This window comes from Actinomadura sp. K4S16 (assembly GCF_008327685.1).
GTDB lineage: Bacteria > Actinomycetota > Actinomycetes > Streptosporangiales > Streptosporangiaceae > Spirillospora.
In genome coordinates, this window is sequence record NZ_BDDE01000026.1 from 23,808 (window position 1) to 44,971 (window position 21,164).

The following is a 21,164-nucleotide window of genomic DNA, read 5'->3' on the forward strand; positions in this document are numbered from 1 at the left end:
ATCCACGGCTTCAGCTCGACTTTCTCGGACCGCGGCCCTGCTCGAAAGGCCGCCGGAGGCCTCCGCGAGGAGGCCGGAAGAACCGGAGAACCCTCCATGACCGCATCGATCGCCGGCACCTGGCACACCGTGCTCGGGTCCGCGCTGCGGGTCCGCACGATCGGCGAGGGGGCACCCACCGTCCTGCTGCACGGCGGCGGCCCCGGCTGCTCGGCCTGGACCGACTTCGCCGCCCTCGTGCCGGAACTGCCCGGCCGCCGGCTCGTCCTGGTGGACCTGCCGCAGTACGGCGACTCCGATGCGCCCCGGGCCGACCGCCCCCTGTTCTCCTTCCACGCACGCTACGTCATGGCCCTGCTCGATGACCTGGGCATTCGCCGCGCCGACTTCGTCTGCCAGTCCCTCGGCGGGGCGGTCGCCCTGCTGATCGCGGCGCGCGCGCCGCACCGGGTCGGCCGCGTCGTCCTCACCGGCAGCCGCCCCGCCGACCTCGGCGGGGCGCCCGGGGCGAGCGGTGCGGAGGTCCGCGCGGCCTACTACGGCGGGGACGGCCCGACCCCGGACAAGATGCGCGATCTCATCCGCCACTACGAGTGGAACGATCCCACGATGCTTCCGGAGGCGACTGTCTTCGAACGCTTCCGCAACAGCGTCAAGCTCGACGCCCTTGCTCTCGGAACGGATATGGAGGGGCGCGGCCGGCCCGAGGATCTCGGCCCCCTGCTGCCGGAGGTCGCCGCCCCCGTCCTGCTGCTGTGGGGCTCCGCCGACCCGTTCGCCGGCGTCGACTACGCGGCCCGCCTGGCCGCGGCACTGCCCGCCGCCGTCCTGGAGGTGCTGCCGGACACGGCGCACCACCCCCAGGAGGAGCGGCCCCGCGACTACGCGCGGCTCGCCGACGCGTTCCTGCTCGACCCCCGCCCCACGGACCACCGACCCGCCGACCGCCCTTCCCCCGACCCCCGGCTCGCACCTGTGGAGGCCGCCCGATGCGAATCCTGATCACCCTCGCCGTCCTGCTGGCCGCCGTCTTCGGCGTCCCGCCGCTGCGGCGCCGCGCCCTGGCCGCGTTCGTGCGCGGCACCGGAACGGCGGTGCGGACGGAGCCCGCCTCGTGACGGCGCCCGCCGTCGCCGCGCACGGCGTCACCAAGCGGTTCGGCGCGTTCACCGCGCTGGACGGGGTGGACCTCGACCTCGCGGCCGGGGAGGTCCACGGGCTGATCGGCTCCAACGGCGCCGGCAAGTCGACCCTGATCAAGGTCCTGTGCGGCGCGTACGCGCCGGACGGCGGGCGCCTGGAGGTCGAGGGCCGGAGGGTCGGCAACGCGACGCCCGCGCAGGCCGAACGCGCCGGCATCACCGTCGTCCACCAGGAGACGCAGCTGTTCCCCGAGCTGACGGTCGCCGACAACATCGTCGTCGCCGCCCCGAACCGGCGCGGCCGGCTGCTGCGGGACCGCCGCGCCGACCACGCCGAGACGGCGCAGCTGCTCGGCACGCTCGGCGTCGACCTCGAACCCGCGCGCCGGGCGGGCACCCTCGACCTCGCCGAGAAGAAGCTGCTGCAGGTGGCGCGGGCGCTGCGCGCCCGGCCGAAGCTGCTGATCCTCGACGAGCCCACGGCGGCGCTGGAGCCGCGGCAGTCCCGGCTCATCACCGACCTGGTGCGGCGGCTCGCCGGCGACGGCCTCGCGGTCCTGTTCGTCAGCCACGACCTCGACGAGGTCCGGCTGCTCTGCGACCGGATCACCGCGCTGCGGGACGGCCGGATCGTCGCCCGCCTCGGCCGCGGCGAGGCCACCCCCCACGGGCTGGTCGAGCTGGTCGCGGGCCGGACCCTCGCCAACGCCCCGGACCGCGCGCCGCACGAGCCCGGTGACGTGCTCGTCCACGCGGACCTGCCGGGCGCGCCCGAGCTGGACCTGCGGCACCGCGAGGTCGTCACGATGACCGGCCTCCTCGGCTCGGGCGCGGGCCGCTTCGCGCGCACCCTCGCCGGGGCGGGCCGGCCGCCCGGGCGCGAGCGCGCCGAGGTCGCGGTCGGCGGCCGGCGGGTCAGTCCGCTCAACCGCGTCGCGGCCGTCGCCGCCGCGATCGGGTTCGTGCCCGAGGAGCGCAAGCGCGACGGCGTGCAGCCGCTGCTCAGCATCGAGCGGAACATCGCCCTCGGCGACGTGGCGGCGTTCAGCCGGTTCGGCGTCCTGGACCGGCGGAGGATGCGCGCGACGGCGCTCCGGCTGATCGAGGACCTGGACATCCGCCCGGCCGACCCGGCGTTCCCCGCCGGGCTGCTCTCCGGCGGCAACCAGCAGAAGGTCCTCATCGCGCGGTGGCTCGCGGCGGGCGCCAAGGTCCTGGTCGTGGAGGAGCCGACGCACGGCATCGACATCGGGGCCAAGGAGCACGTGCTGCGGCAGCTCCGCGCGTTCGCGGACGAGCGCGGCTGCGTCGTCGTCGTGGCGCTGGAGAGCGAGGAGTTCCGCTCCATCACCGACCGCTACCTGGCGTTCCGGCGGGGACGCCTCGTGGCCGAACTCACGGCCGACGCCACGCACGCCGAACTGATGACGGCGTGCCTGGGCGAACACCCGGAAGGTCTTGCCTCATGAAGAGAACCGCCCCCGCGCTGGAGGACGCATTCGTCCCGCTGCTGCTGGTCGTCCTCGCCATCGTCCTGACGTTCTCGACGGACTCGTTCCTCAGCAGCGGCAACATCCTCAACGTCCTGAGCTCGATGGCGATCCTCGCGATCGTCGCGTTCGGGCAGACCTTCGTCATCGCCGGCGGCGGGTTCGACCTGTCGGTGGGCGCGCAGGTCGCGCTGCACGGCGCGGTCGGCGCGATCGTCATGCGGGAGACGCAGAGCGTCGCGCTCGGCCTCGCCGCGGCGGTGCTGTCGGGGATCGTGTTCGGGCTGCTCAACGGGATGCTCGTGATCGCCCTCAAGGTCCACCCGTTCATGATCACGCTGGGCACGTCGGTGATCGGGGTGGGCGCCACGCTCATCCTCACCCACGCCGAGTCGGTCGGCGGGCTGCCCGCGAGCATCGCCGGGTTCGGCGTCGGGCGCCCGCTGGGCGTCCCGTGGATCGTCTGGGTGATGATCGTCTGCTTCGCCGTCTCGGCGTTCCTGCTGAGCGTGAGCCCGTTCGGGCTGCGCGTGCTGTCCAGCGGCGGCAACCGGGAGGCGGCACGGCTCGCGGGCCTGCGCGTCGAGCGGACGATCGTCGCCACCTTCGTGCTCGCCGGGACGTTCGCCGCCGTGGCCGGCATGGCGACGACCGCGCGGCTCCAGTCGGCGCAGCCGACCGTCGGCGAGGGCCTGGAGCTGTTCTCGGTCGCCGCGGTCGTGCTCGGCGGCAGCGCCCTGCACGGCGGGCGGGCCGCGATGTGGCGGACCCTGCTCGGCGTCCTGGTCATCTCCGTCATCCAGAACGGCCTCAACCTCAACGGCGTCGGCGACGCCTGGCAGGAGGTCGCGGTCGGGGTCGTGTTCATCCTCGCGATGTCGGCCGAGCTGCTGCGCCGGTTCTCCCGCCTGCGCACCGGGAGAAAGGAGGCACCGCCGCGCCCGAGCGCCGCGGACGTCCCGGCCAAGGCGACCGTCACCTGACCGCGCCGCCGCCACCCGACCGCCCCCGGCCCCCCGCCTCCCACCGAACCCCGCAAGATCCGCACGAGGAGACCCACCATGCGCATGACCCGACTTCGCGGGATCGCCGCGGCGGCGCTATGCATCGGCCTGGCCGCCACCGGATGCACCGGCTCGGACGCGTCCGAGAAGGGCAGGAGGACCATCGGCGTGAGCTTCGCCGCGCCGCGGATCGCCCTGTACGCCGGGATCCAGAAGGGCATCCAGGCCGAGGCGAAGAAGCTCGGCGTCGACGTCGTCTTCACCGACGCCGGCGGCGACCCGCTGAAGCAGGCCAACGACATCAACGACCTCATCGCCAAGCGCGTGGACGGCATCCTCGTCTCCGCGATCGACTCCAAGGCCGTCGTCGCGCCGCTCAACGCGGCGAAGGCGGCGCACATCCCGGTCATGACCGTCGCCCGCGACGTCGAGGACAAGTCCAGCCGCGCGTCCTACATCGGCAACGACTGGGGCAAGTCCGGTACGCAGATCGCCGAGTGGACGTGCAAGAACGTCGGCAAGGGCAAGATCATCATGATCAAGGGGCCGTCCGCGGCGCCCTACGTCCAGGAGATGACGAAGGCCTACAAGGCCGTCGTCGGCTCGGCCTCCTGCCCGGACATGACGGTCGCCCACGAGGTCAACGTCACCGCCCTCACCTCCGAGGAGGGCCTGAAGGCCGCCAAGGCGTCGCTGTCGGCGGTGCCGGACGCCAAGGTCGTCTACGCCAACCTCGACGACTTCCTCACCGGGGTCGTCCAGGCGATCAACGAGGCCGGCAAGACCGGCCAGATCACCGTGACGGGCTTCGACGGCATCCCCGCCACCCTCGCGATGGTGCGGGACGGGCGGGTCGGCTACGAGATCGCGCTCCAGCCGAAGAAGTGGGGCGCCACGGCCCTCCAGACGATGGTCGGCGAGCTGGACGGGAAGGACACCCCCAGCGTGGTCAACATCGAGACCCGCCCGTTCGACAAGAGCGACGCCGGCGACCTCACCGAGGCCGACCTGGAGTAGCACGCCGTCCGTCCGCACCTCCACCGTCTGGGGTCCTTCATGAACATCACCGTCAACGGGCGGGCCGGCGACGCCGCCGCGCCTCCCGGGACCGTCCTCGCCGCCGTCCTCCGGGAGCGGTTCGGGGCGGCGTCCGTCAAGCTCGCGTGCGAGCGCGGCGAGTGCGGCGCCTGCACCGTGCTCGTCGCCGGACGCCCCAGGCTGTCCTGCGTGACGCCCGTCGAACTGGTCGACGGCGAGGTCACGACGGCGGAGGGCCTCGCGGAGGAGTCCGAGGACCTGCGCGCGGCCTTCGCCGACCTGGGCGCGTTCCAGTGCGGCTTCTGCACGCCCGGCCAGGTCGTCCACGCCACCGCCCTGCTCCGCTCCGGCCTCCCCGCCGACGCGGAGCAGGCGCGGGCCAGGGTCCGCAGGGAGCTGTCCGGCAACATCTGCCGGTGCACCGGCTACGCGGCGATCGTCGAGGCGGTGTGCGCGACGGCCCGCGCGCGGGCAGAGGCGCGGAGGGAGGCGGAATGACGGACCGGATCGGGCGCAGCGTCCGGCCGCTGGACTGGCGGGACCGGTCCCTCGGACGCGTCCCCTACGTCAACGACCTGGCCGGGCCGCCGCACCTGCACGCCGCGGTGCTGCGCTCCCCCGTCCCCTACGGGCGGATCACCCGCCTGGACACGGCGCCCGCGCTGCGGATGCCGGGGGTGCGCGGCGTCATCACCGCGGACGACTTCCCGGCCGGCATCACGTACCTGCACCGCGGCGGGCACATGTCCGACCGGCCGCCGCTGGCGACTGGCGTGGTCCGCTACGTCGGGCAGGAGATCGCGGCCGTCGCGGCCGACACCGTCGAGCAGGCCAGGGCGGCGGTCGCGGCGATCGGGCTGCGCATCCGCCCGCTCCGGGCGCCGCTCACCATCGCGGAGGCCCTCGCGCCGCGGGCCCGCGCCCTCCACGGACGCCCCTCGGAACGCAACGTCGCGATCCGGTGGAACAGCGTGTGGGGCGACCCGGACGCCGGGATCGCGGCGTCGGACGTGATGGTCGAGGGCGACTTCGTCTACCCGAGCGTCGCGCATGCCTGCATGGAGCCCAACGTCACGCTCGCCCGGTGGGACGCCGGCCGCGAGGTGATGGAGCTGTGGACCTCCACGCACGCGCCCTACTTCATCGCCAAGGAGGTCTCGCACCTGCTGGGGCTGGAGCACCGCCAGGTGGTGTGCCGCGAGGTCGCCACCGGCGGGAGCTTCGGCTCCAAGTCCAAGGCGTCCGAGCACGAGATCCTGGCGGCGGCGCTGGCCCGCAAGACCGGGACGCCCGTGCTGATCTCGCTCACGCGGGAGGAGGAGTTCGCCTCCAACAAGCCCCGGCACCGCTTCGAGACGCGGCTGCGCACCTACGCCGACGCGGACGGCAACCTGCGCGCCTTCGAGACCGAGGTGAACGTCGACAACGGCGCCTACTCCCACATGGGCTCGTCGGTGATGCGCGTCGGCGTCATCGCCCTGGGGTCGGTGTACCGGGCGGACGGCGTCCGGTACGACGCGCGGCTCGTCGACACCGCGACGCAGCCCGGCGGGCAGTACCGCGGGTACGGGACGCCGCAGGTGGCGCTCGCCATGGAGTCCCAGCTCGACGAGATCGCCGAGCGGCTCGGGATGGACCCGATCGACCTGCGCGTCCGCAACGCCGTCGAGCCGGACACCGAGACGCTGTGCGGGTACCGGGTCACGACGGCTCGGCTCGTCGACTGCCTGGAGACCGTCCGGCGGGAGCTGGACTGGGACGCCAAGCGGGCCGCGCGAACCCCCGGCCGCGGCCTCGGCGTGTCGAGCGCGGCGCACGGGTCCGGTGCCTACGCCTACCCGCTGTCGAACGTCAGTGAGGCGGGCGTGGACGTCGACGGCGACGGCCGCGTGCGGGTCCGGTTCGGGGGGGCGGACGCGGGCACCGGCCAGAAGACGATCCTCGCCCAGATCGCCGCGGAGGAGCTCGGCGTCGCCCCCGAGGACGTCGACGTGCTGTCGATGGACGGCGAGCTGACGCCGCTGGACCTCGGCGCCTGGTCGTCCCGCGCCACGCACATGTCGGGCATGGCCACCGGCCAGGCCGCCCGGGAGATGGCCGGCCGGCTGCGCGGCCTCGCGGCGGACAAGCTCGGCTGCGCCCCCAGGGACGTTGAACTGCGCGACGGCGAGGCCCGCCACGGCGGCCACTCGATGAGCTTCGGCGACCTCGCCGGCGCGCACGGCGGCCTCAGCCTGGAGTCCCGCTACGAGCTGGAGGGCACCGAGACGATCACGCCCGGCGAGGACAAGGCCAACCTGTCGCCCACCTACTCCTTCGCCGCGCACGGGGCGGAGGTCGAGGTCGACTTCCGGACCGGCGAGGTCACCGTGCTCGACTACGTCGCCGCGCACGACGTCGGGCGGGCGATCAACCCCGTCATGGTCGAGGGCCAGATCATCGGCGGGGCCGTGCACGGGCTGGGAGCGGCGCTCGGCGAGGAGCTGATCCGCACCGAGGGGCGCGTCGTCAACCCCGCCTACATCAACTACGCGATGCCGCGCGCCGCCGACGTCCCGAGCGTCCGGCCGTTCATCGTCGACGGCCGTGACGACGCGGGGCCCTACGGCGCCAAGAGCGTCGGCGAGATCCCGATCATCCCGCCGGGCGCGGCGATCGCCAACGCCGTCCACGACGCGGTCGGCGTCCGCATCCGCGACCTGCCGATCACCCCGGACAAGGTGCTGCGGGCGCTGGCGGAGAAGGAGGGCCGGGTCCGCGACCACCGGCTGCGGCGGCGGCCCTCGCGCTGGTGGATCGCGCTGATGCGCGCCGCGTACCCGCGCGGCGTCCACGCGCTGCTCCACCAGTGGGGGACGCGCCTCGGCCGGCAGGGCCGGTACCCGGACCTGGCGCCGCCCGTCCCGGACATCGCCGAGATCGCCCGTCCGGAGAGCATCGCGGAGGCGCGCGCCGCGCTGCGCCACGGGACCGCCATCGGCGGCGGCACCGACGTGCTGCTCCAGCGCCGGCAGCGGCTGGGCACAGCGGACCGCCTCGTCTCCACCGCCCTGCTCCCGGGCCTGCGCGACATCACCGAGGAGCCGGACGGGACGGTGGTCATCGGCGCGGCCGCCACGCTGGCCGAGGTGTCCGCCCGGTTCGCCGAGTCGCTCCCGGCGCTGGCGGAGGCCGCCGACTCGATCGCGTCGCCGCAGGTCAGGAACGCGGCGACGGTCGCGGGCAACCTGCTGCAGGCCAAGCGCTGCTGGTTCTTCCGCAACGGCTTCCCCTGCTACAAGCGCAACGGCGCCACCAGCCCCTGCTACGCGATCCTCGGCGACCACCGCTTCTACCACGCGGCCGTCGACGGGCACCGCTGCCAGGCGGTCACGCCGTCCGACCTGGCCACGGTGTTCGCGGCGCTGGACGCCTCCGTCGAACTGTCGGACGGACGCCGCATCCCGATCGGCGACCTCTACACGGGACCCGGGGAGACGGCCCTGGAGCAGACGGACCTGGTCGTCGCCGTCCGGATCCCGGAGCCTCGCCAGGCCTGCGTGTTCGAGAAGCTCGCACTCTGGCAGGGCGACTTCGCCGTGGTGTCCGTCGCCGCGTCCAGCCGGTCGGCCGACCGGTGGGACGACTGCCGCATCGTGTTCGGCGCGCTGGCCCCCACGCCGTGGCGTCCCGCCCGCGCCGAACGCGCCCTCGACGGAAGGCCGTTCACCCCCGCCGCGCTCCGCGAGGCCGTGGACGCCGAACTCACCCGGTACGGGCACCCCCTGCCCGGCAACGCGTGGAAGCTCGACGCCGCCGCCGGACTCGCCGAACGCGCCGCCGAACGCCTCGCCCACGACACGGAGGAGTCCGCATGACGGCGCTGGACGAGGCGCGGCTGGCCCTGCTGCGCGACGCCGAGAAGCTCGTCGACCCCGAGCGCCTCGCCGAGATCATCACGGGCATGACCGCCATCCCCAGCCCCACCGGGGAGGAGGGCGCCCTGGCCCGCTGGGCGGTCGACACCCTCGCCGCCTCCGGGATCGACGCCGCCTACCAGCCGATCGACGACGCCCAGGGCAACGCCGTCGCCCGGCTGCGCGGCGACGGGACGGGACCCGACCTGCTCCTCTACGCCCCGATCGACACGCTGACGACCGGGAACCCCGAAGAGGACCTGCCCCGGGTCGGCACGTCGCTGCGCTACGACATGCTTCCCGAACCCGTCCGGGACGGCCACTACGTCATCGGCCTCGGCGCGAGCAACCCGAAGGGCCACGCCGCGTGCCTCGTCGCCGCGCTGGAGATCCTGCACCGGGCCGGCACGCCGCTGCGCGGCGACGTCGTCCTCGGGCTGGGCGCGGGCGGCATGCCGACGAACAAGCGCACCGCCCCCCACGTCCGCCGGTACAACGCGGGGCAGGGCAGCGGATGCTCGTTCATGCTGGAGCAGGGCGTGTGGGCCGACTACGCGCTGATCGCCAAGCCCGGATGGGCCGTGTCGTGGGACGAGGTCGGCCTGTGCTGGTTCGAGGTCACCGTCGGCGGCACCTACTCCTACGCGGGCAGCCGCCACCGCATCGACTACCGCAACGCGATCCTCGGCGCCGGCACCGTCGCCGCGGCCCTGGAGGAGTGGTTCGCCGAGTACACCGCCCGGCACACGTCCGGGACCGTCGCCCCCCAGGGCAACATCGGCGCGATCGAGGGCGGCTTCATGCGGATGCCTGCCGTCTCCCCCGCGTCCTGCCGGTTCGTCCTCGACCTGCGCACGTCCCCGGCGTCCACGCCGATGAGCGTCAAGCGCGAGTTCGCCGCCGCCGTCGCGCGGATCGCCGCCGCGCACCCGCGGCTGGAGATCGGCTGGGACATGACCCTCGCGATCCCCGGCACGGCCACCGACCCCGGCTCGTGGATCGTCCGCGCGGCGGTCGAGGCGTGGGAGGCCGAGGAGGGGCGCGCGCACGAGCCGATCCTCGGCAACAGCGGCGCCACCGACGCCAACATCCTGCGGAACCGCGGCGTGCCCACGGCCCGGATCGGCATGACCAGGGCGGGCGCGGAGGCGCCGCTGCCCGTCGACTTCCCCATGGGGATGAACGTGGTCGACCTCAGGGAGATGTGCCGCCTCACCCGGCACGTGATGCGCACCACGATCAACACCTGTACCCGGACAACGGCGGACGTGGGCCTGTGATCCGGGAGAAGATCGAGTGGAGAAGAGTTCAGGATCTTGGGCGAGACGGAGCGAAGAGTGACGACACGGCGGCCCCCGCCCCGAGGACGCCGTCCGGCCAAGGCGCTGACGGCGCAGGACATCGTGGACGCCGCCATCCAGATCGGCGACCGGGAGAGCCTCGACGGGCTCACCATGCGGCGCCTCGCGGGCGAGCTCGGCTTCAGCACGATGGCCCTGTACCGCCACTTCAAGAACAAGGACGACATCCTCGACGCGATGGCGGACCAGGTGCTCGGCAACCTGCGGCTGCCCGAGGAGATCGGGCCCGACCCGGTCACCGAGGCGCGCCGCATCGCCGAGGCGCTGCTGGCCATGATGCGCGAGCACCCGAGCGTGGTCCGGCTGCTGTCCACCCGGACCACGGCGAGCCGCGGCTCGCTGAGCGGCGCGTTCGAACGCGTCCTGGCGCGGCTCCGGCGGAGCGGGCTGCCCCCGGCGGACGCCGTCTGCGTCTACGGGCTCCTCTTGACGTACACGCTCGGCTTCGCCGCCTACCAGATGCCGCGGCCGTGGGGCGGGGACGACGAGGACGCCGCCGAGCTGCGCCGGCAGCGGGCCCACTTCTACTCGGCGCTGCCGGCCGGCGAGTTCCCGAACATGGTCGAGCTGTCCCCGGAGCTGGCCTGGCTGCCCACGGACCGGCAGTTCCACTCGGGACTCGACGTCCTGCTGAGAGGGCTCGCGGCCGAGCGCCCCTGACCCGCGTTCCGGCCGCCCACCGCGGGCGGGCGGCGACGACCACCCCGAGGACGGGGCGGTCCGTCGCCTCGTCCGTCCTGCGCTGGAGGAGCTGATGAGCGACATCGTGCTCGGCGTGGGTGCCTCCCACAGCACCCTGATGAACACCGACTGGGACAAGGTCGACCACCTGGAGGACGCCCACCGCTTCCGGGACGGGCTGGAGCGCGCCCGCGACCGGCTGCTCGCCGCCGCCCCCGACACCGTCGTCGTCATCGGGTCGAACCACTTCCGCGGGTTCTTCCTCGACATGATGCCCGCGTTCACGATCGGCGTCGGCGAGGTGCTCGGAGCCGGCGAGGCCGGGACGCCGGCCGGCCCGCTGCCCGCCGACACGGAGCTGGCGCGGCATCTGACCGCCTCCCTCGTGGACGGCGGCTTCGACCCGGCCTTCTCCCTGCGGCTCACCGTGGACCACGGCATCACGCACGGGCTCCAGCACCTGGTGCCCGGCATCGACGTGCCCATCGTCCCGATCGTGATCAACATGTTCGCGCCGCCGCTGCCGTCCCTGCGGCGCTGCCACGACCTCGGCGCGGCGCTCGGCCGCGCCATCGCCGCTGACGGCGCCGGCAAGCGCGTCGCCGTCGTCGCGTCCGGCGGGCTGTCGCACCGGCTGCCGTGGCCGAAGTGGTTCGAGACCCTCTCGGACGACGACCGCTTCCTCGTCGAGGCATGGCTGAACGGGCGCGGCTCGTGGGGCGACTACGAGGTCCGGCGGCGGCAGATCATCCGCGCCGCCAAGGCCGACGTCAACCCCTCGTTCGACGCGGCGTTCCTGAAGCTCGTCGAGCACGGCGACCTCGGCCCCGTCCTCGACCGGACCGCCGCCGACATCGACGCGGAGGCCGGCAACGGCGCGCAGGAGATCCGGTCCTGGATCGCCATGCTCGCCGCCCTCGGACCCGGCGCGCGCGGCGAGACGCTCGCCTACGCCGCCGTCCCCCAATGGCTCACCGGAATGGGCGTCGCCGTCGTCGAGCCCGCAGCGACCGAGGAGCCCACAGCGACCATGGAGAACGCATGAGCATCTGGACCGACCTCACCGGCGTCGACCACGCCGTCCGCTTCATCGACGCCGGCGGCGTCCGCACCCGGGCGCTCCAGGCCGGGACGGGAGAGGCCGTCGTGTTCCTGCACGGCACCAGCGGCCACCTCGAGGCGTTCGTCCGCAACATCCCGGCGCACGCCGAGCGGTACGCCTGCCACGCCGTGGACATGCTCGGGCACGGCTACACCGAGGGGGTGGACGAGCCGTACCGCATCCCCCGCTACGTCGAGCACGTCCTCGCCTACCTGGACGCCTGCGGCATCGAGCGCGCCCACTTCGTCGGCGAGTCGCTGGGCGGCTGGGTCGCGGGCCGCCTCGCCGCCGACCACCCCGACCGCGTCGGGCGGCTCACGCTCGTCGCCCCCGGCGGGACCGTCGCCAACCCCGCCGTCATGGAGCGCATCAAGACCAGCACCCGCAAGGCCGTCGCCGAGGACGACATCGACCTCACCCGCAAGCGCCTCCACCTGCTCATGCACGACCCGGCGAAGGACGTGTCCGAGGAGCTGGTCGAGGTCCGGCACGCGATCTACCACCGGCCCGAGTTCGTCAAGCGGGTCGACAACCTGCTCTGCCTCCAGGAGATGGAGAACCGCGAGCCCGACCTCCTCACCGCCGAGCAGATGGGGCGGATCACCGCGCCCACGCTGATCGTGTGGGGCGCGCAGAACCCGTTCGGCGACGTCCCGGAGGCGCACCGGATGAACGCGAGCATCCCCGGCTCCCGGCTGGAGGTCTTCGGCGAGTGCGGGCACTGGCCCCAGCACGAGCACGCCGCCCGCTTCAACCGCCTCAACCTGGACTTCCTCGGGGAGGCCCGGTGAAGGTCGGCATCCGCGTCCCGGCCTGCGACCGCCCGGACCGGCTCGCGTCCGTCGCGGCGAGGGCCGAGAGCCTCGGGTTCGACGAGGTCTGGTTCCCCGACTCGCAGCTGCTGTGGCGGGACGTCTTCTCCGTCCTGTCGGTGACCGCGCTGCGCACCGAGCGGATCGGGCTCGGGACGGCCGTCACCAACGTCGCGACCCGGCACCCGTCCGTCGTGGCCTCCGCGGCGCGGACCGTCGCGGAACTGGCGCCCGGACGCTTCACCCTCGGCCTCGGCGTCGGGAACAGCTCCGTCGTGCCGATCGGGCTGCGCGCCAGCACTCGCGCGGAGCTCAGCGAGGGGCTCGCCCAGCTGCGAGCGCTCCTCGCCGGGGAGGAGTGGGACTACGGCACGGTGCGGTCGCGGCTGCGCGACCCCGCGCCGGCCGTGCCCGTCCACCTCGCCGCGAGCGGGCCGCGCAACCTGCGGCTGGCGGGCGCCGTCGCGGACGGTGTGGTCCTGCTCAGCGGCGTCTCGCCGGAGACCCTCGCCGCCGCGGCGGCGCAGGTCCGCGAGGGCGCGCGGGAGGCGGGCCGGTCCGGCGACGTGCCGCTGACGGTGTCGGCGTTCTGCGAGGTCACCGACGACGTCCTCGCCTCCGCGCGGAAGCTGAAGCCCATCTGCGCGTCGATCGCGCAGAACGGCGGCGCCCCCTTCCTCGCCCTCGCGGGGATCCGGCTGTCCGTCCCGGACCGGATCGACGAGGTCTACCCGGACATCGGGCACGCCGAGGACTGGGACCACGCCGTCAAGGTCGCCGGCCGCTGGGTGTCCGACGACGACGCGCTCGCCTTCGCCCGCGCCTTCTGCCTGGTCGGCACCGCCGACGAGGTCGCCGCCCGGCTCCGGGAGACGTTCGAGGCGGGGGCGTCCGGCGTGTTCCTCCAGCACGTCGGCTCCTACGATCCGCCGCACGACCTCATCGAGGCCGTCGGCGGCGACGTCCTGCCCCGCCTGTGAGCACGCTCGGCGACCTCGCCGCCCGGGCCGCGCGGGCTCCCCGGGCGGCGGCGGAGGACGCCCGCCGGCTCGCGGCCCTGCACGTCCTGGACACGACGGGCTGCGTGGTCTCCGGCGCCGCCCACCCGATCGCCGGGCCCCTGGCCTCGCACTTCGGCGAATCCCTGCGCGACCGTGTGCTGCGCTGGTCGGCCCAAGCGCACCTGGACGAGTTCGACGCGCTGCACGCCGGAGCCGCCGTCGTCCCCGCGGCGGTCGTCGTCCCCGCGGCACTGCTGGTCGCCGAGCGCGAAGGGCGGCCGGGCGCCGCGGTCGTCGACGCGGTGCTCGCCGGGTACGAGGCGGTGGTGGAGGCCGGCCTGCGGTTCGGGGGCGCCGCGCTGTACGCGTCCGGCTGGTGGCCGACGGCCCTGTTCGGGCCGCTCGGCGCCGCCGCCGCGACGGCCGTCCTGCTGGACCTGGACGAGGAGCGGACGGCCTCGGCGCTCGCGGTTGCGGCGGCCGGGCTCGGCGGGCTGCTCTCGTCCGGGCGCTTCGGCGAGGCGCACTACCTGCTCCCCGGCCGGGCCGCCGCGGACGGCGTCGAGGCGGCGTACCTGGCCCGCGCCGGAGCGACGGGCAGCCCGGCCCTGCTGGACCGCCCGGCCGCGCTCGCGCTCGCCCGCCCACCCGCACCGGCCTCTCCCGTCGCGGGTGTCCATCTGGAGCACTGCGGGTTCAAGCCGTATCCGTGTGCCCGTCCCCTGCACGCCGTGATCGACGCGCTGCTCGAACTGGGCGTCCGCGACGCCACCCACGTCGAGGTGGCGCTTCCGTCCGCTCTGATGCCGTTTGTCAACGCGGACAGGGAGGTCCCGGGCCCGGCCGAGGCGTCCGCCGGGGCGGCCTTCGCAGTCGCCGCCGCCCTTTCCGGTACCACCGAGGACGTGTCGACGTTCCGCCGAGCCCGCCTCGCCGCCGATGTCCCGCCCGTGACGCTGGTCCCGGACCCCGCCCTGGACGCCCTCCTCCCCGACCACTGGGCCGCGCGGGTGACGGTCGAAACGCCCGCCGGGGAGGTCTCCCGGCGCGTGGTCGACGCCCTGGGCTCCCCGGCGCGCCCCCTCCCGGAGGAGGCGGTGCTCAAGAAGTTCGACACCCTGACCGCAGGCGTGCCCACCGACTGGCGCGACCGCTGCCTCCGGCTGGACGATCTCGACGACGCGGCGGCCCTGACCCGGGACATCGCACGAACGATGGAACACCAAGGCGGCCGCTAAGGCCGCTTCTCGGACGCCGGGGCGGCCCGTTCACTCCGCGCCGGTTGCGGCTACGCCCACGGGCGCGGAAAGGCGTCGCCGTCCAGCCGCGCTCCCTTGACGAGGCCCAGGGAGTCGGTCACGGGGTGCGGGTCGCCGCTGAAGACGGTGTCCGCGTCCATGTAGATGACGACGTGCGCGAGCCTCGCCAGATCGGTGGAGTTCGGCAGGGCCATATGGGCGGTGTAGCCGCTGTGGAAGGTGCAGTCGCCCGCTCGGAGCGGGACGGTCACGCGCGGGATCCATCGCAGTTCGGGATCCGCCGCGAACAGGTCGTCCGCGTCATGGAGGTCCTGGGCGCGCAGGCCGCTGCGGTCCTGCGTGCCGGGCAGGAACGTCATGCATCCCCGTTCGGGCGGCACGTCGACCAGCGCGATCCACGCCGAGAGCGGGAGCCGGTCATCGGCGTGCGGCCAGTACGGGCGGTCCTGGTGGAACTCGGTGGCGGTGTTGCTGTGCGGTTCCTTCACCAGCATCTGGTCGTGCCACAGCCGCAGCGGGAATCCGGCCAGCTGCTCGGCGATCCGGCCGAGCCGCCGGTCGAACGTGAGGTCCCGCAGGGTCTCGTCGGGCTGCCAGACGTTGACCAACTGGCTGAAGGTGCCGCCCTTCTCCAGGCTGTCCCCGCGATGCGTGTCGAGGTACGCCTCCGCGGCGGCTCTGAAACGGTCGGCCTGCCCCGGCCCGAGCACCCCGCGGACTCGTACGAAACCGTGCTCTCGGTAGCTGCTGACGAGGTCGTCGGGCAGGCGTCCGTCCGGGCCGATGTCTGAGTTTCTGCTCATGCCGCCAGCCTTCCAACGGCGCGTAACCGCGGCTAGGCCGATCCCGTCCGGTACTCGTAGGATTCCGACATGGCGACCGTGCTGCACGAGCAGGGGCTGTTCGCGGACGGGCCGATCTGGGGAGGCCTGCACCGGCTCTCCTCGAAGGTGGAAGCGCACGCGCACGACTTCATCGAGATCGCCGTCATCGGGCCCGGACAGGGGACGCACGTGACCGCCCGAGGGGAGCACCGGCTGCGGCATGGCCAGGCCGTCGTGCTCCGGCCGGGCGCGTGGCACGGTTTCGAGGACTGCGCGGACCTCGTCGTCGCCAACTGCTGCCTGTCGGCGCAGGCGCTGCGTTCCGAACTGGGAGGCATCTACCAGGTCCCGGTGCTGCGTCGCCTGCTGTGGACCGAGCCCGTCGCCCCCGGCTCCAGAGGCGTGGCGGTCACCGTCCTCGGGCCGGACGCCGCCGACGAGGCCATCGACCAGATCCGGCGGCTCGAAGCGGACCTGTCCAGCGCGCGACCGCACGCGGGCCGCACGCTGGGCAGGCTCGTCACCGTGCTCGGCATCCTGGCCGACGCGAGCGTTCCGGAGGCCGCCGGTCCCGCCCCGCACCCGGCGGTCGCCGCCTCCATCGCCCGGATGGAGGCGGCGCCGGCCGAAGCCTGGCGGCTGGACGACCTCGCGCGCGCCGTCAGCCTCGATCCCGACTACCTGGGGCGGCTGTTCGTCCGGCACGTGGGGGTGTCCCCGCTGAACCACCTGGCCCGGATCAGGGCCGAACGGGCCGTCGACCTGCTCGCCGGCTCCGACCTCCCCGCCGCGCGCGTCGGCGCGGCCGTGGGATGGGACAACCCGACCTACTTCGCGCGGCGCTTCCGTGAACTCGTCGGGCTGACCCCGACCGAGTACAGGGCCCGGACCAGACCGGCAGGAGGCGCGGACCGCCCTTCCCGGTGATGAACCCCGAGCACCGGCGAGGGGTTCGAAGCCCGGGTCAGGTGGACGGCTCAGGGGTGAGGCTGGGCCGTTCCGCGGGGCCGTCGGGCGGCAGGACCCCGGCGGCCCGGAGGCGGGCGCGGGCATGGGCGATCGCTTCGGGGGTGGTCGGGAAGACCAGGCCGTCGCGGCGCAGGTGCTCGGCGACGCCGAGGGCGGCCAGGATCTGGTCGTGGCCGGGTCTGACACCGGAGACCAGGACGGTGATGCCGCGGTCCTCCAGCCGGGTGATGGCGTCGCCGAGCACCCCGGCGCCGGTCGCGTCCAGCGCGGAGATCCGCGACATCCGCAGGATGACGAACCGGACGTCGCTCACCTCCGACAGCTCCAGCAGGAAGCGGTGCGCGGCGGCGAAGAACAGCGGGCCGTCGAAGCGGTAGGCGACGATGTGCTCATCCAGGAGCCGCCGCTCCTCGGCGGTGTGGTCGCCGTCGCGGTCGCCGTCTTTGAGGGAGACCTGGTCGAGCCGGCCGGAGGCGGCGACGGCGCGCAGCGCCACCACGACGGCCAGCGCGACCCCGACGGCCACCGCGGTGATCAGGTCGAACACCACGGTCACCGCGAAGGTCAGGACCAGCACGACCGCGTCGCCGCGGGTGGCCCGCGCGATCGCGCGCAGCGACCCGACCTCCACCATGCGGACGGTCGTGGCCAGCAGCACCCCGGCGAGCGCGGCCAGCGGGATGCGGCCGACCAGGCTTCCGGCGGCGAGGACGATCGCGGCCAGCACGGCGGCGTGGGTGAGGGCGGCCAGCCTCGACCGGGCGCCGGCCCGGACGTTGACGGCGGTGCGGGCGATCGCCGCGGTCGCCGGCACCCCGCCCAGCAGCGGCGCGGCCAGGTTGGCCACGCCCTGCCCGAACAGCTCGCGGTCGGGGTCGTGCTTCTCGCCGACGCTCATGCCGTCGGCGACCGTGGCGCACAGCAGGCTCTCCAGCGCGGCCAGCGCCGCCACCGCCATCGCCGAGGGCAGCAGCGCCATCGCCGCGCCGGCGTCCAGGAACCCCAGGCTCGGCGCGGGCAGCCCGGCCGGCAGCGACCCGATGCGGGCGACGTCCAGGGAGGCGGCCTCGGCGACCAGGGTGGCGCCCACGATGCCGATCAGCGAGAACGGCACCGCCGGACGGACCCGGGCGCCGACGAGCATCAGCGCGGCGACCGCCACCGCCATGGCCGGGGCCGCGGCGGTGGGGTGCTGGGCGAATTCGACGGCGGCCTGCCCCGCGGCCCGCCACACCTTCTCCGCGTGCGGGCCGGTCACCCCGAGCGCGGCGGGCACCTGCTGGAGGGCGATGACCACGGCGATGCCGGCGGTGAACCCCTCGATGACGGGGGTGGGCAGCAGCGCCGCGAACCGGCCCGCGCGCAGCGCGGCCATCCCCAGCAGGATGAGCCCGGCCATCAGCCCGACCATGAGCACGCCGTCGGTCCCGTGCCGGGCGACGATCGGCGCGAGCACGACCGTCATCGCGCCGGTCGGCCCGGACACCTGCAGGTTGCTGCCGCCGAACACCGCCGCCAGCGTGCCCGCCACGATCGCGGTGACCAGCCCTGCCTGGGCGCCGAGCCCGGAGCTGATCCCGAACGCCAGCGCCAGCGGCAGCGCCACCACCGCCACGATCAGTCCGGCCGTCAGGTCCCGGCCCGGCGAGCGGCGCGCGGGCGTCCAGTCCGACCGGCGGGGCAGCAGCCCGCCCAGCCGCCGGACCATGGAGGCGGCGGTCACTGCGCCTCGGCCTTGAGCTCGGCCAGCAGCCGGCCCTGGTCGGCCAGCAGGTCGGTGAGGATCCGGCGGGCCGCGCGCATCAGCTCCGACACGTCCCCGCCGGCCAGCTCGTAGGTCACCGTCGCCCCTTCGCGGCGGGCGGTGACGATCCCGGCCCGGCGCAGCACCGCCAGCTGCTGGGACAGGTTGGACGCCTCGACCTCGATCGCCGCCAGCAGGTCCCGCACCGGCATCGGCCGGTCGCACAGCAGCTCCAGCACCCGCACCCGCACCGGATGCCCGAGCGTCTTGAACAGCTCGGCTTTGGCCTGGTAGAGCGGAACCGGCATCAGCGCTCCCCGTCCTGGTCGTCGGTACCGCTCTGCGCCTCCTCGGGGGCGTCGGCGTTCTGCGCCGTGGAGGCGTCGACCCCCAGCTCCCGCCGCAGCCGCTCCAGATCGCCGCCCGCGCCGCCGTACTTCAGCCGGCGCGCGACCTTCGTCTGCTTCGCCTTAGCCCGCCCACGCCCCATGACGCCGCTCCCCTCGCTCGCGACCGCGCTCCCCGCACGACTCGACCCTGCCTTGCAAGGATAGCAAATTGAATAATTCTTCAATCCATGCCTACGTCACATGCCCGCCCCGGTGCGAGGACGGGCCGTCCGATTCCGGACGGCCCGTGATCGAGCACTGGACCCCGCCGCGGGCGAGGCCGGCAGCAAGGCCCTCTGCCGGACGGCCTACCGGGAGCAGGGCGTTGGCAAACCGCTCCGCCGGCCCGGTAGGCCGCTGGCAGGTCCTTCTGGCCCGTCCGGGACCCCGTTCGTCCAGGACCCCGGTGTGCCCGGTACCGGGCTCAGAAGGTCCGGTCGGTGAACCAGGTCGCCTGACTGGTGGGGTGGGCCAGGTCGAACGTGGTGCCCGTCAGGCGCCTGTCGGAGCCCAGCGAGCCGATGTAGCGTCCCCGGGACCCGTTGGACCATCCGATGGTGAAGGAGATGCTGGTGCCCTCCACCGCTCCTTCCTCGATCGTCCCGACCGCGTTGTCGCCGGACGCGGTCCCGAAGAGCCTGCCGCTGCCGTCCTGCGTCACGTTGACCTGCGGGGTGGCCCCGTTGCTCTGGAAGAGCCGGTAGGTGCCGCCGGCGTTGAAGCCGGGCGCGGCGAGCGCCGCGCTCTGCGCGGACGCCGGCACCGCGGGCGCGGCCAGGGCGGCGCCGGGGGCCAGGGCCAGACCGCCCGCGAGGGTGAGTGCGGCGGCCGCGAGTTTGATGATCATGATGCCTCCTGTTCGGTGAAAGGCTTCGTGCACTGCCACGTTCACCCACCCCGGACGGCCGCAGCAGCCCCCTGACCAAGGGGGTTGCCATGACGCGTCGACTACTTCTCCCCCGGTTCGCGCGGTTTGTTCTGATTGGCCGGCGCGGGGTCCGGCACCCGTCCGATCGCCATGGTGACGTTGCCGCCACCTGCCGGAGAGACGGGTCCCCGGGCGGCGATGCGAATCGGCTTCTCGGGTGATACTGACCGGGTGACCGGGGTGGCGATCGGGGCCCGCGCCGCGTTGATCGGGGCGGCGGCGGAGGCCGGCACCAACGCGGAACTGGGCGCGGCGATCTCACAGTGGATCGGACGAGTGGTGCCGCACGACGGGTACATGCTCGCGGCCGTGGACCCGGTCACCGGCGCCGGGTCCTTCCTTGCCAGAGAGCACGGCTACAGCCCCGCGGCCGCCCGCCGGCTGACTCTGGGCGCCCGGGCGGAAGGCGACGATCCCGTCACGCTCGAACAGCTGGTCAACGGCCCGCGCCGTTCGATGGTGCTCAACACCGACGGCCCCGGGCCCTGCCGCAGTCCCTCGATGCGCGCGGTGATGGCCGGCGAAGGCGTCGGCAGTGAGCTGCGCGTCGCACTGGCCGGTGCAGGGGTCACCTGGGGCGGCCTGGTCCTCGTACGCGCACGGGGGAGCCGGCCGTTCTCGGCCGTCGAGGCGGAGCATGCCCAGCGGCTCGGCCGGGCCGTCGTCGCCGCGATGAAGCGCTATGTCTCCAGCGGGCCGCTGGAGCCCAGCAGTCTGGACCGGCCACCGGGCGTGCTCGTGGTCGGAGCCGACGAGACGGTCGTGGCCGCCACTCCGTCCGTGCGCGACCGGATCGCCGAGTTGGGGACCGTTCCCGCCGGCGTTTCCGCCGCCGCGCTCGCCGCACCTGCCGCGCCCTTGGAGAGCACCGTCTGGAACCTCACCCAGGCGACGCGCGGGACCGGGGCGCCCTGCCTGACCCGCGTCCCCACCCGCCGCGGATGGATCGTCCTGCGCGCCCAGCCCATGACCGGTGCGGGACCGGGCGCGGTGGCGGTGACGATCCAACCGGCGACCGGTACCGAGCTGCTGCCGGCGATGGCACTGTGGCATGGCCTGTCCCCCAGGGAGAGCGCGATCGTCGGCCACGTGCTGCAGGGCATGGCCGCCAAGCAGATCGCCCGGCGTCTGGAGATGTCCCCCCACACCCTGAACGACCACTTCAAATCGATCTACCGCAAGACCGGCGTCCGCGCGCGCGAGGAGCTCATCGCCGGGCTGCTCGGCTGAGGTGGCAGGACGGCCGGCGGTCCTGGTCGGCGACGCCGGCGGCCAGGCCGGGACTCCACCCGGCCCGCAGGATGGAGCATTGGCCCGTCATGCCCGCCGCGATGCGGCGATCCCTGTCGGGGCTCGACATGGTGGCCGATCTGGCCGCGTTCACCGAGCGGCTGCGCGACCATGAGGAGATCGACGTGCGCAGCGAGATCATCCCAGGCGAGCAGCACGCGACCGTATGGTCGGCCGCCGTGACCCGCGGCCTGCTGCACCTGTACCACACCACCCCGCCCCCGCCCTGACCTC

At 74.2% G+C, this 21,164-nt stretch carries 21 protein-coding genes; 16 read left to right on the top strand and 5 right to left on the bottom strand.

The genetic code is table 11. From position 1 onward, the window contains the following. The first annotated feature begins 96 nt into the window (after positions 1-96). From K4S16_RS37855 to K4S16_RS37910, 13 genes are all read left to right on the top strand, one after another. Positions 97-1,002: an alpha/beta fold hydrolase gene (locus K4S16_RS37855; protein WP_149263910.1), complete on the top strand. Its 906-nt coding sequence runs from the start codon at positions 97-99 to the stop codon at positions 1,000-1,002. Continuing rightward, on the top strand, positions 990-1,118 hold the full coding sequence (locus tag K4S16_RS46620; protein ID WP_268843301.1) for a hypothetical protein: 129 nt from the start codon (positions 990-992) through the stop codon (positions 1,116-1,118). Before K4S16_RS37855 ends, K4S16_RS46620 begins: the two co-directional genes overlap by 13 nt. Further along, positions 1,115-2,611: a sugar ABC transporter ATP-binding protein gene (locus K4S16_RS37860; protein WP_160161163.1), complete on the top strand. Its 1,497-nt coding sequence runs from the start codon at positions 1,115-1,117 to the stop codon at positions 2,609-2,611. Before K4S16_RS46620 ends, K4S16_RS37860 begins: the two co-directional genes overlap by 4 nt. Continuing rightward, positions 2,608-3,615: an ABC transporter permease gene (locus K4S16_RS37865; protein ID WP_149263912.1), complete on the top strand. Its 1,008-nt coding sequence runs from the start codon at positions 2,608-2,610 to the stop codon at positions 3,613-3,615. Before K4S16_RS37860 ends, K4S16_RS37865 begins: the two co-directional genes overlap by 4 nt. Positions 3,616-3,693: 78 nt before the next feature. Further along, positions 3,694-4,653, top strand: a complete 960-nt coding sequence (locus K4S16_RS37870) for a substrate-binding domain-containing protein (RefSeq protein WP_149263913.1) — start codon at positions 3,694-3,696, stop codon at positions 4,651-4,653. A gap of 39 nt (positions 4,654-4,692) precedes the next feature. Further along, on the top strand, positions 4,693-5,172 hold the full coding sequence (locus K4S16_RS37875) for a (2Fe-2S)-binding protein (protein ID WP_149263914.1): 480 nt from the start codon (positions 4,693-4,695) through the stop codon (positions 5,170-5,172). Beyond that, positions 5,169-8,531, top strand: coding sequence for a molybdopterin cofactor-binding domain-containing protein (locus tag K4S16_RS37880; RefSeq protein ID WP_149263915.1), 3,363 nt, complete (start codon positions 5,169-5,171; stop codon positions 8,529-8,531). The genes K4S16_RS37875 and K4S16_RS37880 overlap by 4 nt, the downstream gene beginning before the upstream one ends. Then, on the top strand, positions 8,528-9,850 hold the full coding sequence (locus tag K4S16_RS37885) for a M20 family metallopeptidase (RefSeq protein ID WP_149263916.1): 1,323 nt from the start codon (positions 8,528-8,530) through the stop codon (positions 9,848-9,850). Before K4S16_RS37880 ends, K4S16_RS37885 begins: the two co-directional genes overlap by 4 nt. A gap of 57 nt (positions 9,851-9,907) precedes the next feature. Then, a complete protein-coding gene (locus K4S16_RS46110) occupies positions 9,908-10,591 on the top strand; it encodes a TetR/AcrR family transcriptional regulator (RefSeq protein WP_235037340.1) in 684 nt (227 codons plus the stop codon). 94 nt (positions 10,592-10,685) lie between these two features. Beyond that, positions 10,686-11,657 carry a catechol 1,2-dioxygenase gene (locus K4S16_RS37895; protein ID WP_149263917.1) on the top strand — a complete coding sequence of 324 codons (972 nt, stop codon included), beginning with the start codon at positions 10,686-10,688 and terminating at the stop codon, positions 11,655-11,657. Next, positions 11,654-12,505 (top strand): alpha/beta fold hydrolase, encoded by an 852-nt coding sequence (locus K4S16_RS37900; protein ID WP_149263918.1) that lies wholly within the window; start codon positions 11,654-11,656, stop codon positions 12,503-12,505. The genes K4S16_RS37895 and K4S16_RS37900 overlap by 4 nt, the downstream gene beginning before the upstream one ends. Then, complete coding sequence (locus tag K4S16_RS37905; protein WP_149263919.1) at positions 12,502-13,506, top strand: LLM class flavin-dependent oxidoreductase; 1,005 nt, start codon at positions 12,502-12,504, stop codon at positions 13,504-13,506. Before K4S16_RS37900 ends, K4S16_RS37905 begins: the two co-directional genes overlap by 4 nt. Beyond that, positions 13,503-14,765, top strand: coding sequence for an MmgE/PrpD family protein (locus K4S16_RS37910; protein ID WP_149263920.1), 1,263 nt, complete (start codon positions 13,503-13,505; stop codon positions 14,763-14,765). The genes K4S16_RS37905 and K4S16_RS37910 overlap by 4 nt, the downstream gene beginning before the upstream one ends. 50 nt (positions 14,766-14,815) lie before the next feature. Here the strand turns inward: K4S16_RS37910 and K4S16_RS37915 are convergent, their stop codons facing one another. Beyond that, positions 14,816-15,589, bottom strand: coding sequence for a phytanoyl-CoA dioxygenase family protein (locus K4S16_RS37915; protein WP_149263921.1), 774 nt, complete (start codon positions 15,587-15,589; stop codon positions 14,816-14,818). Positions 15,590-15,658: 69 nt separating this feature from the next. Between K4S16_RS37915 and K4S16_RS37920 the strand changes: the two genes are divergently transcribed. Continuing rightward, positions 15,659-16,537 carry an AraC family transcriptional regulator gene (locus K4S16_RS37920; RefSeq protein WP_149263922.1) on the top strand — a complete coding sequence of 293 codons (879 nt, stop codon included), beginning with the start codon at positions 15,659-15,661 and terminating at the stop codon, positions 16,535-16,537. A 37-nt stretch (positions 16,538-16,574) separates the two neighbouring features. Here the strand turns inward: K4S16_RS37920 and K4S16_RS37925 are convergent, their stop codons facing one another. The 4 genes from K4S16_RS37925 to K4S16_RS37940 all read right to left on the bottom strand — a co-directional run bounded on the left by K4S16_RS37925 (position 16,575) and on the right by K4S16_RS37940 (position 19,559). Next, the gene (locus K4S16_RS37925; RefSeq protein ID WP_149264045.1) at positions 16,575-18,287 is read right to left on the bottom strand and encodes a SulP family inorganic anion transporter; all 1,713 of its coding nucleotides are present in this window, start codon (positions 18,285-18,287) and stop codon (positions 16,575-16,577) included. An 11-nt stretch (positions 18,288-18,298) separates the two neighbouring features. Continuing rightward, positions 18,299-18,631, bottom strand: coding sequence for a helix-turn-helix transcriptional regulator (locus tag K4S16_RS37930; RefSeq protein WP_149263923.1), 333 nt, complete (start codon positions 18,629-18,631; stop codon positions 18,299-18,301). Continuing rightward, entirely contained in the window at positions 18,631-18,813 is a 183-nt protein-coding gene (locus tag K4S16_RS37935; protein ID WP_149263924.1) for a DUF3073 family protein, read from the bottom strand. The genes K4S16_RS37930 and K4S16_RS37935 overlap by 1 nt, the downstream gene beginning before the upstream one ends. A gap of 323 nt (positions 18,814-19,136) precedes the next feature. Beyond that, complete coding sequence (locus K4S16_RS37940; RefSeq protein WP_149263925.1) at positions 19,137-19,559, bottom strand: hypothetical protein; 423 nt, start codon at positions 19,557-19,559, stop codon at positions 19,137-19,139. Positions 19,560-19,811: 252 nt separating this feature from the next. On the opposite strand from K4S16_RS37940, the gene K4S16_RS37945 reads away from it, so the two are divergent. Both K4S16_RS37945 and K4S16_RS37950 read left to right on the top strand, forming a co-directional pair. Then, positions 19,812-20,870, top strand: coding sequence for a helix-turn-helix transcriptional regulator (locus tag K4S16_RS37945; protein WP_160161164.1), 1,059 nt, complete (start codon positions 19,812-19,814; stop codon positions 20,868-20,870). Between the two features lie 89 nt (positions 20,871-20,959). Then, positions 20,960-21,160: a hypothetical protein gene (locus K4S16_RS37950; RefSeq protein WP_149263927.1), complete on the top strand. Its 201-nt coding sequence runs from the start codon at positions 20,960-20,962 to the stop codon at positions 21,158-21,160. The last annotated feature ends 4 nt before the right edge of the window (positions 21,161-21,164 follow it).

What these genes read in the sequence shown, in the direction of transcription:
- K4S16_RS37855 (WP_149263910.1), top strand. Translation starts at nt 97, where the DNA reads ATGACCGCATCGATCGCCGGCACCTGGCACACCGTGCTCGGGTCCGCG.
- K4S16_RS46620 (WP_268843301.1), top strand. Translation starts at nt 990, where the DNA reads ATGCGAATCCTGATCACCCTCGCCGTCCTGCTGGCCGCCGTCTTCGGC.
- K4S16_RS37865 (WP_149263912.1), top strand. Translation starts at nt 2,608, where the DNA reads ATGAAGAGAACCGCCCCCGCGCTGGAGGACGCATTCGTCCCGCTGCTG.
- K4S16_RS37870 (WP_149263913.1), top strand. Translation starts at nt 3,694, where the DNA reads ATGCGCATGACCCGACTTCGCGGGATCGCCGCGGCGGCGCTATGCATC.
- K4S16_RS37875 (WP_149263914.1), top strand. Translation starts at nt 4,693, where the DNA reads ATGAACATCACCGTCAACGGGCGGGCCGGCGACGCCGCCGCGCCTCCC.
- K4S16_RS37880 (WP_149263915.1), top strand. Translation starts at nt 5,169, where the DNA reads ATGACGGACCGGATCGGGCGCAGCGTCCGGCCGCTGGACTGGCGGGAC.
- K4S16_RS37885 (WP_149263916.1), top strand. Translation starts at nt 8,528, where the DNA reads ATGACGGCGCTGGACGAGGCGCGGCTGGCCCTGCTGCGCGACGCCGAG.
- K4S16_RS37895 (WP_149263917.1), top strand. Translation starts at nt 10,686, where the DNA reads ATGAGCGACATCGTGCTCGGCGTGGGTGCCTCCCACAGCACCCTGATG.
- K4S16_RS37900 (WP_149263918.1), top strand. Translation starts at nt 11,654, where the DNA reads ATGAGCATCTGGACCGACCTCACCGGCGTCGACCACGCCGTCCGCTTC.
- K4S16_RS37915 (WP_149263921.1), bottom strand. Translation starts at nt 15,589, where the DNA reads ATGAGCAGAAACTCAGACATCGGCCCGGACGGACGCCTGCCCGACGAC.
- K4S16_RS37920 (WP_149263922.1), top strand. Translation starts at nt 15,659, where the DNA reads ATGGCGACCGTGCTGCACGAGCAGGGGCTGTTCGCGGACGGGCCGATC.
- K4S16_RS37925 (WP_149264045.1), bottom strand. Translation starts at nt 18,287, where the DNA reads ATGGTCCGGCGGCTGGGCGGGCTGCTGCCCCGCCGGTCGGACTGGACG.
- K4S16_RS37930 (WP_149263923.1), bottom strand. Translation starts at nt 18,631, where the DNA reads ATGCCGGTTCCGCTCTACCAGGCCAAAGCCGAGCTGTTCAAGACGCTC.
- K4S16_RS37935 (WP_149263924.1), bottom strand. Translation starts at nt 18,813, where the DNA reads ATGGGGCGTGGGCGGGCTAAGGCGAAGCAGACGAAGGTCGCGCGCCGG.
- K4S16_RS37940 (WP_149263925.1), bottom strand. Translation starts at nt 19,559, where the DNA reads ATGATCATCAAACTCGCGGCCGCCGCACTCACCCTCGCGGGCGGTCTG.
- K4S16_RS37950 (WP_149263927.1), top strand. Translation starts at nt 20,960, where the DNA reads ATGCCCGCCGCGATGCGGCGATCCCTGTCGGGGCTCGACATGGTGGCC.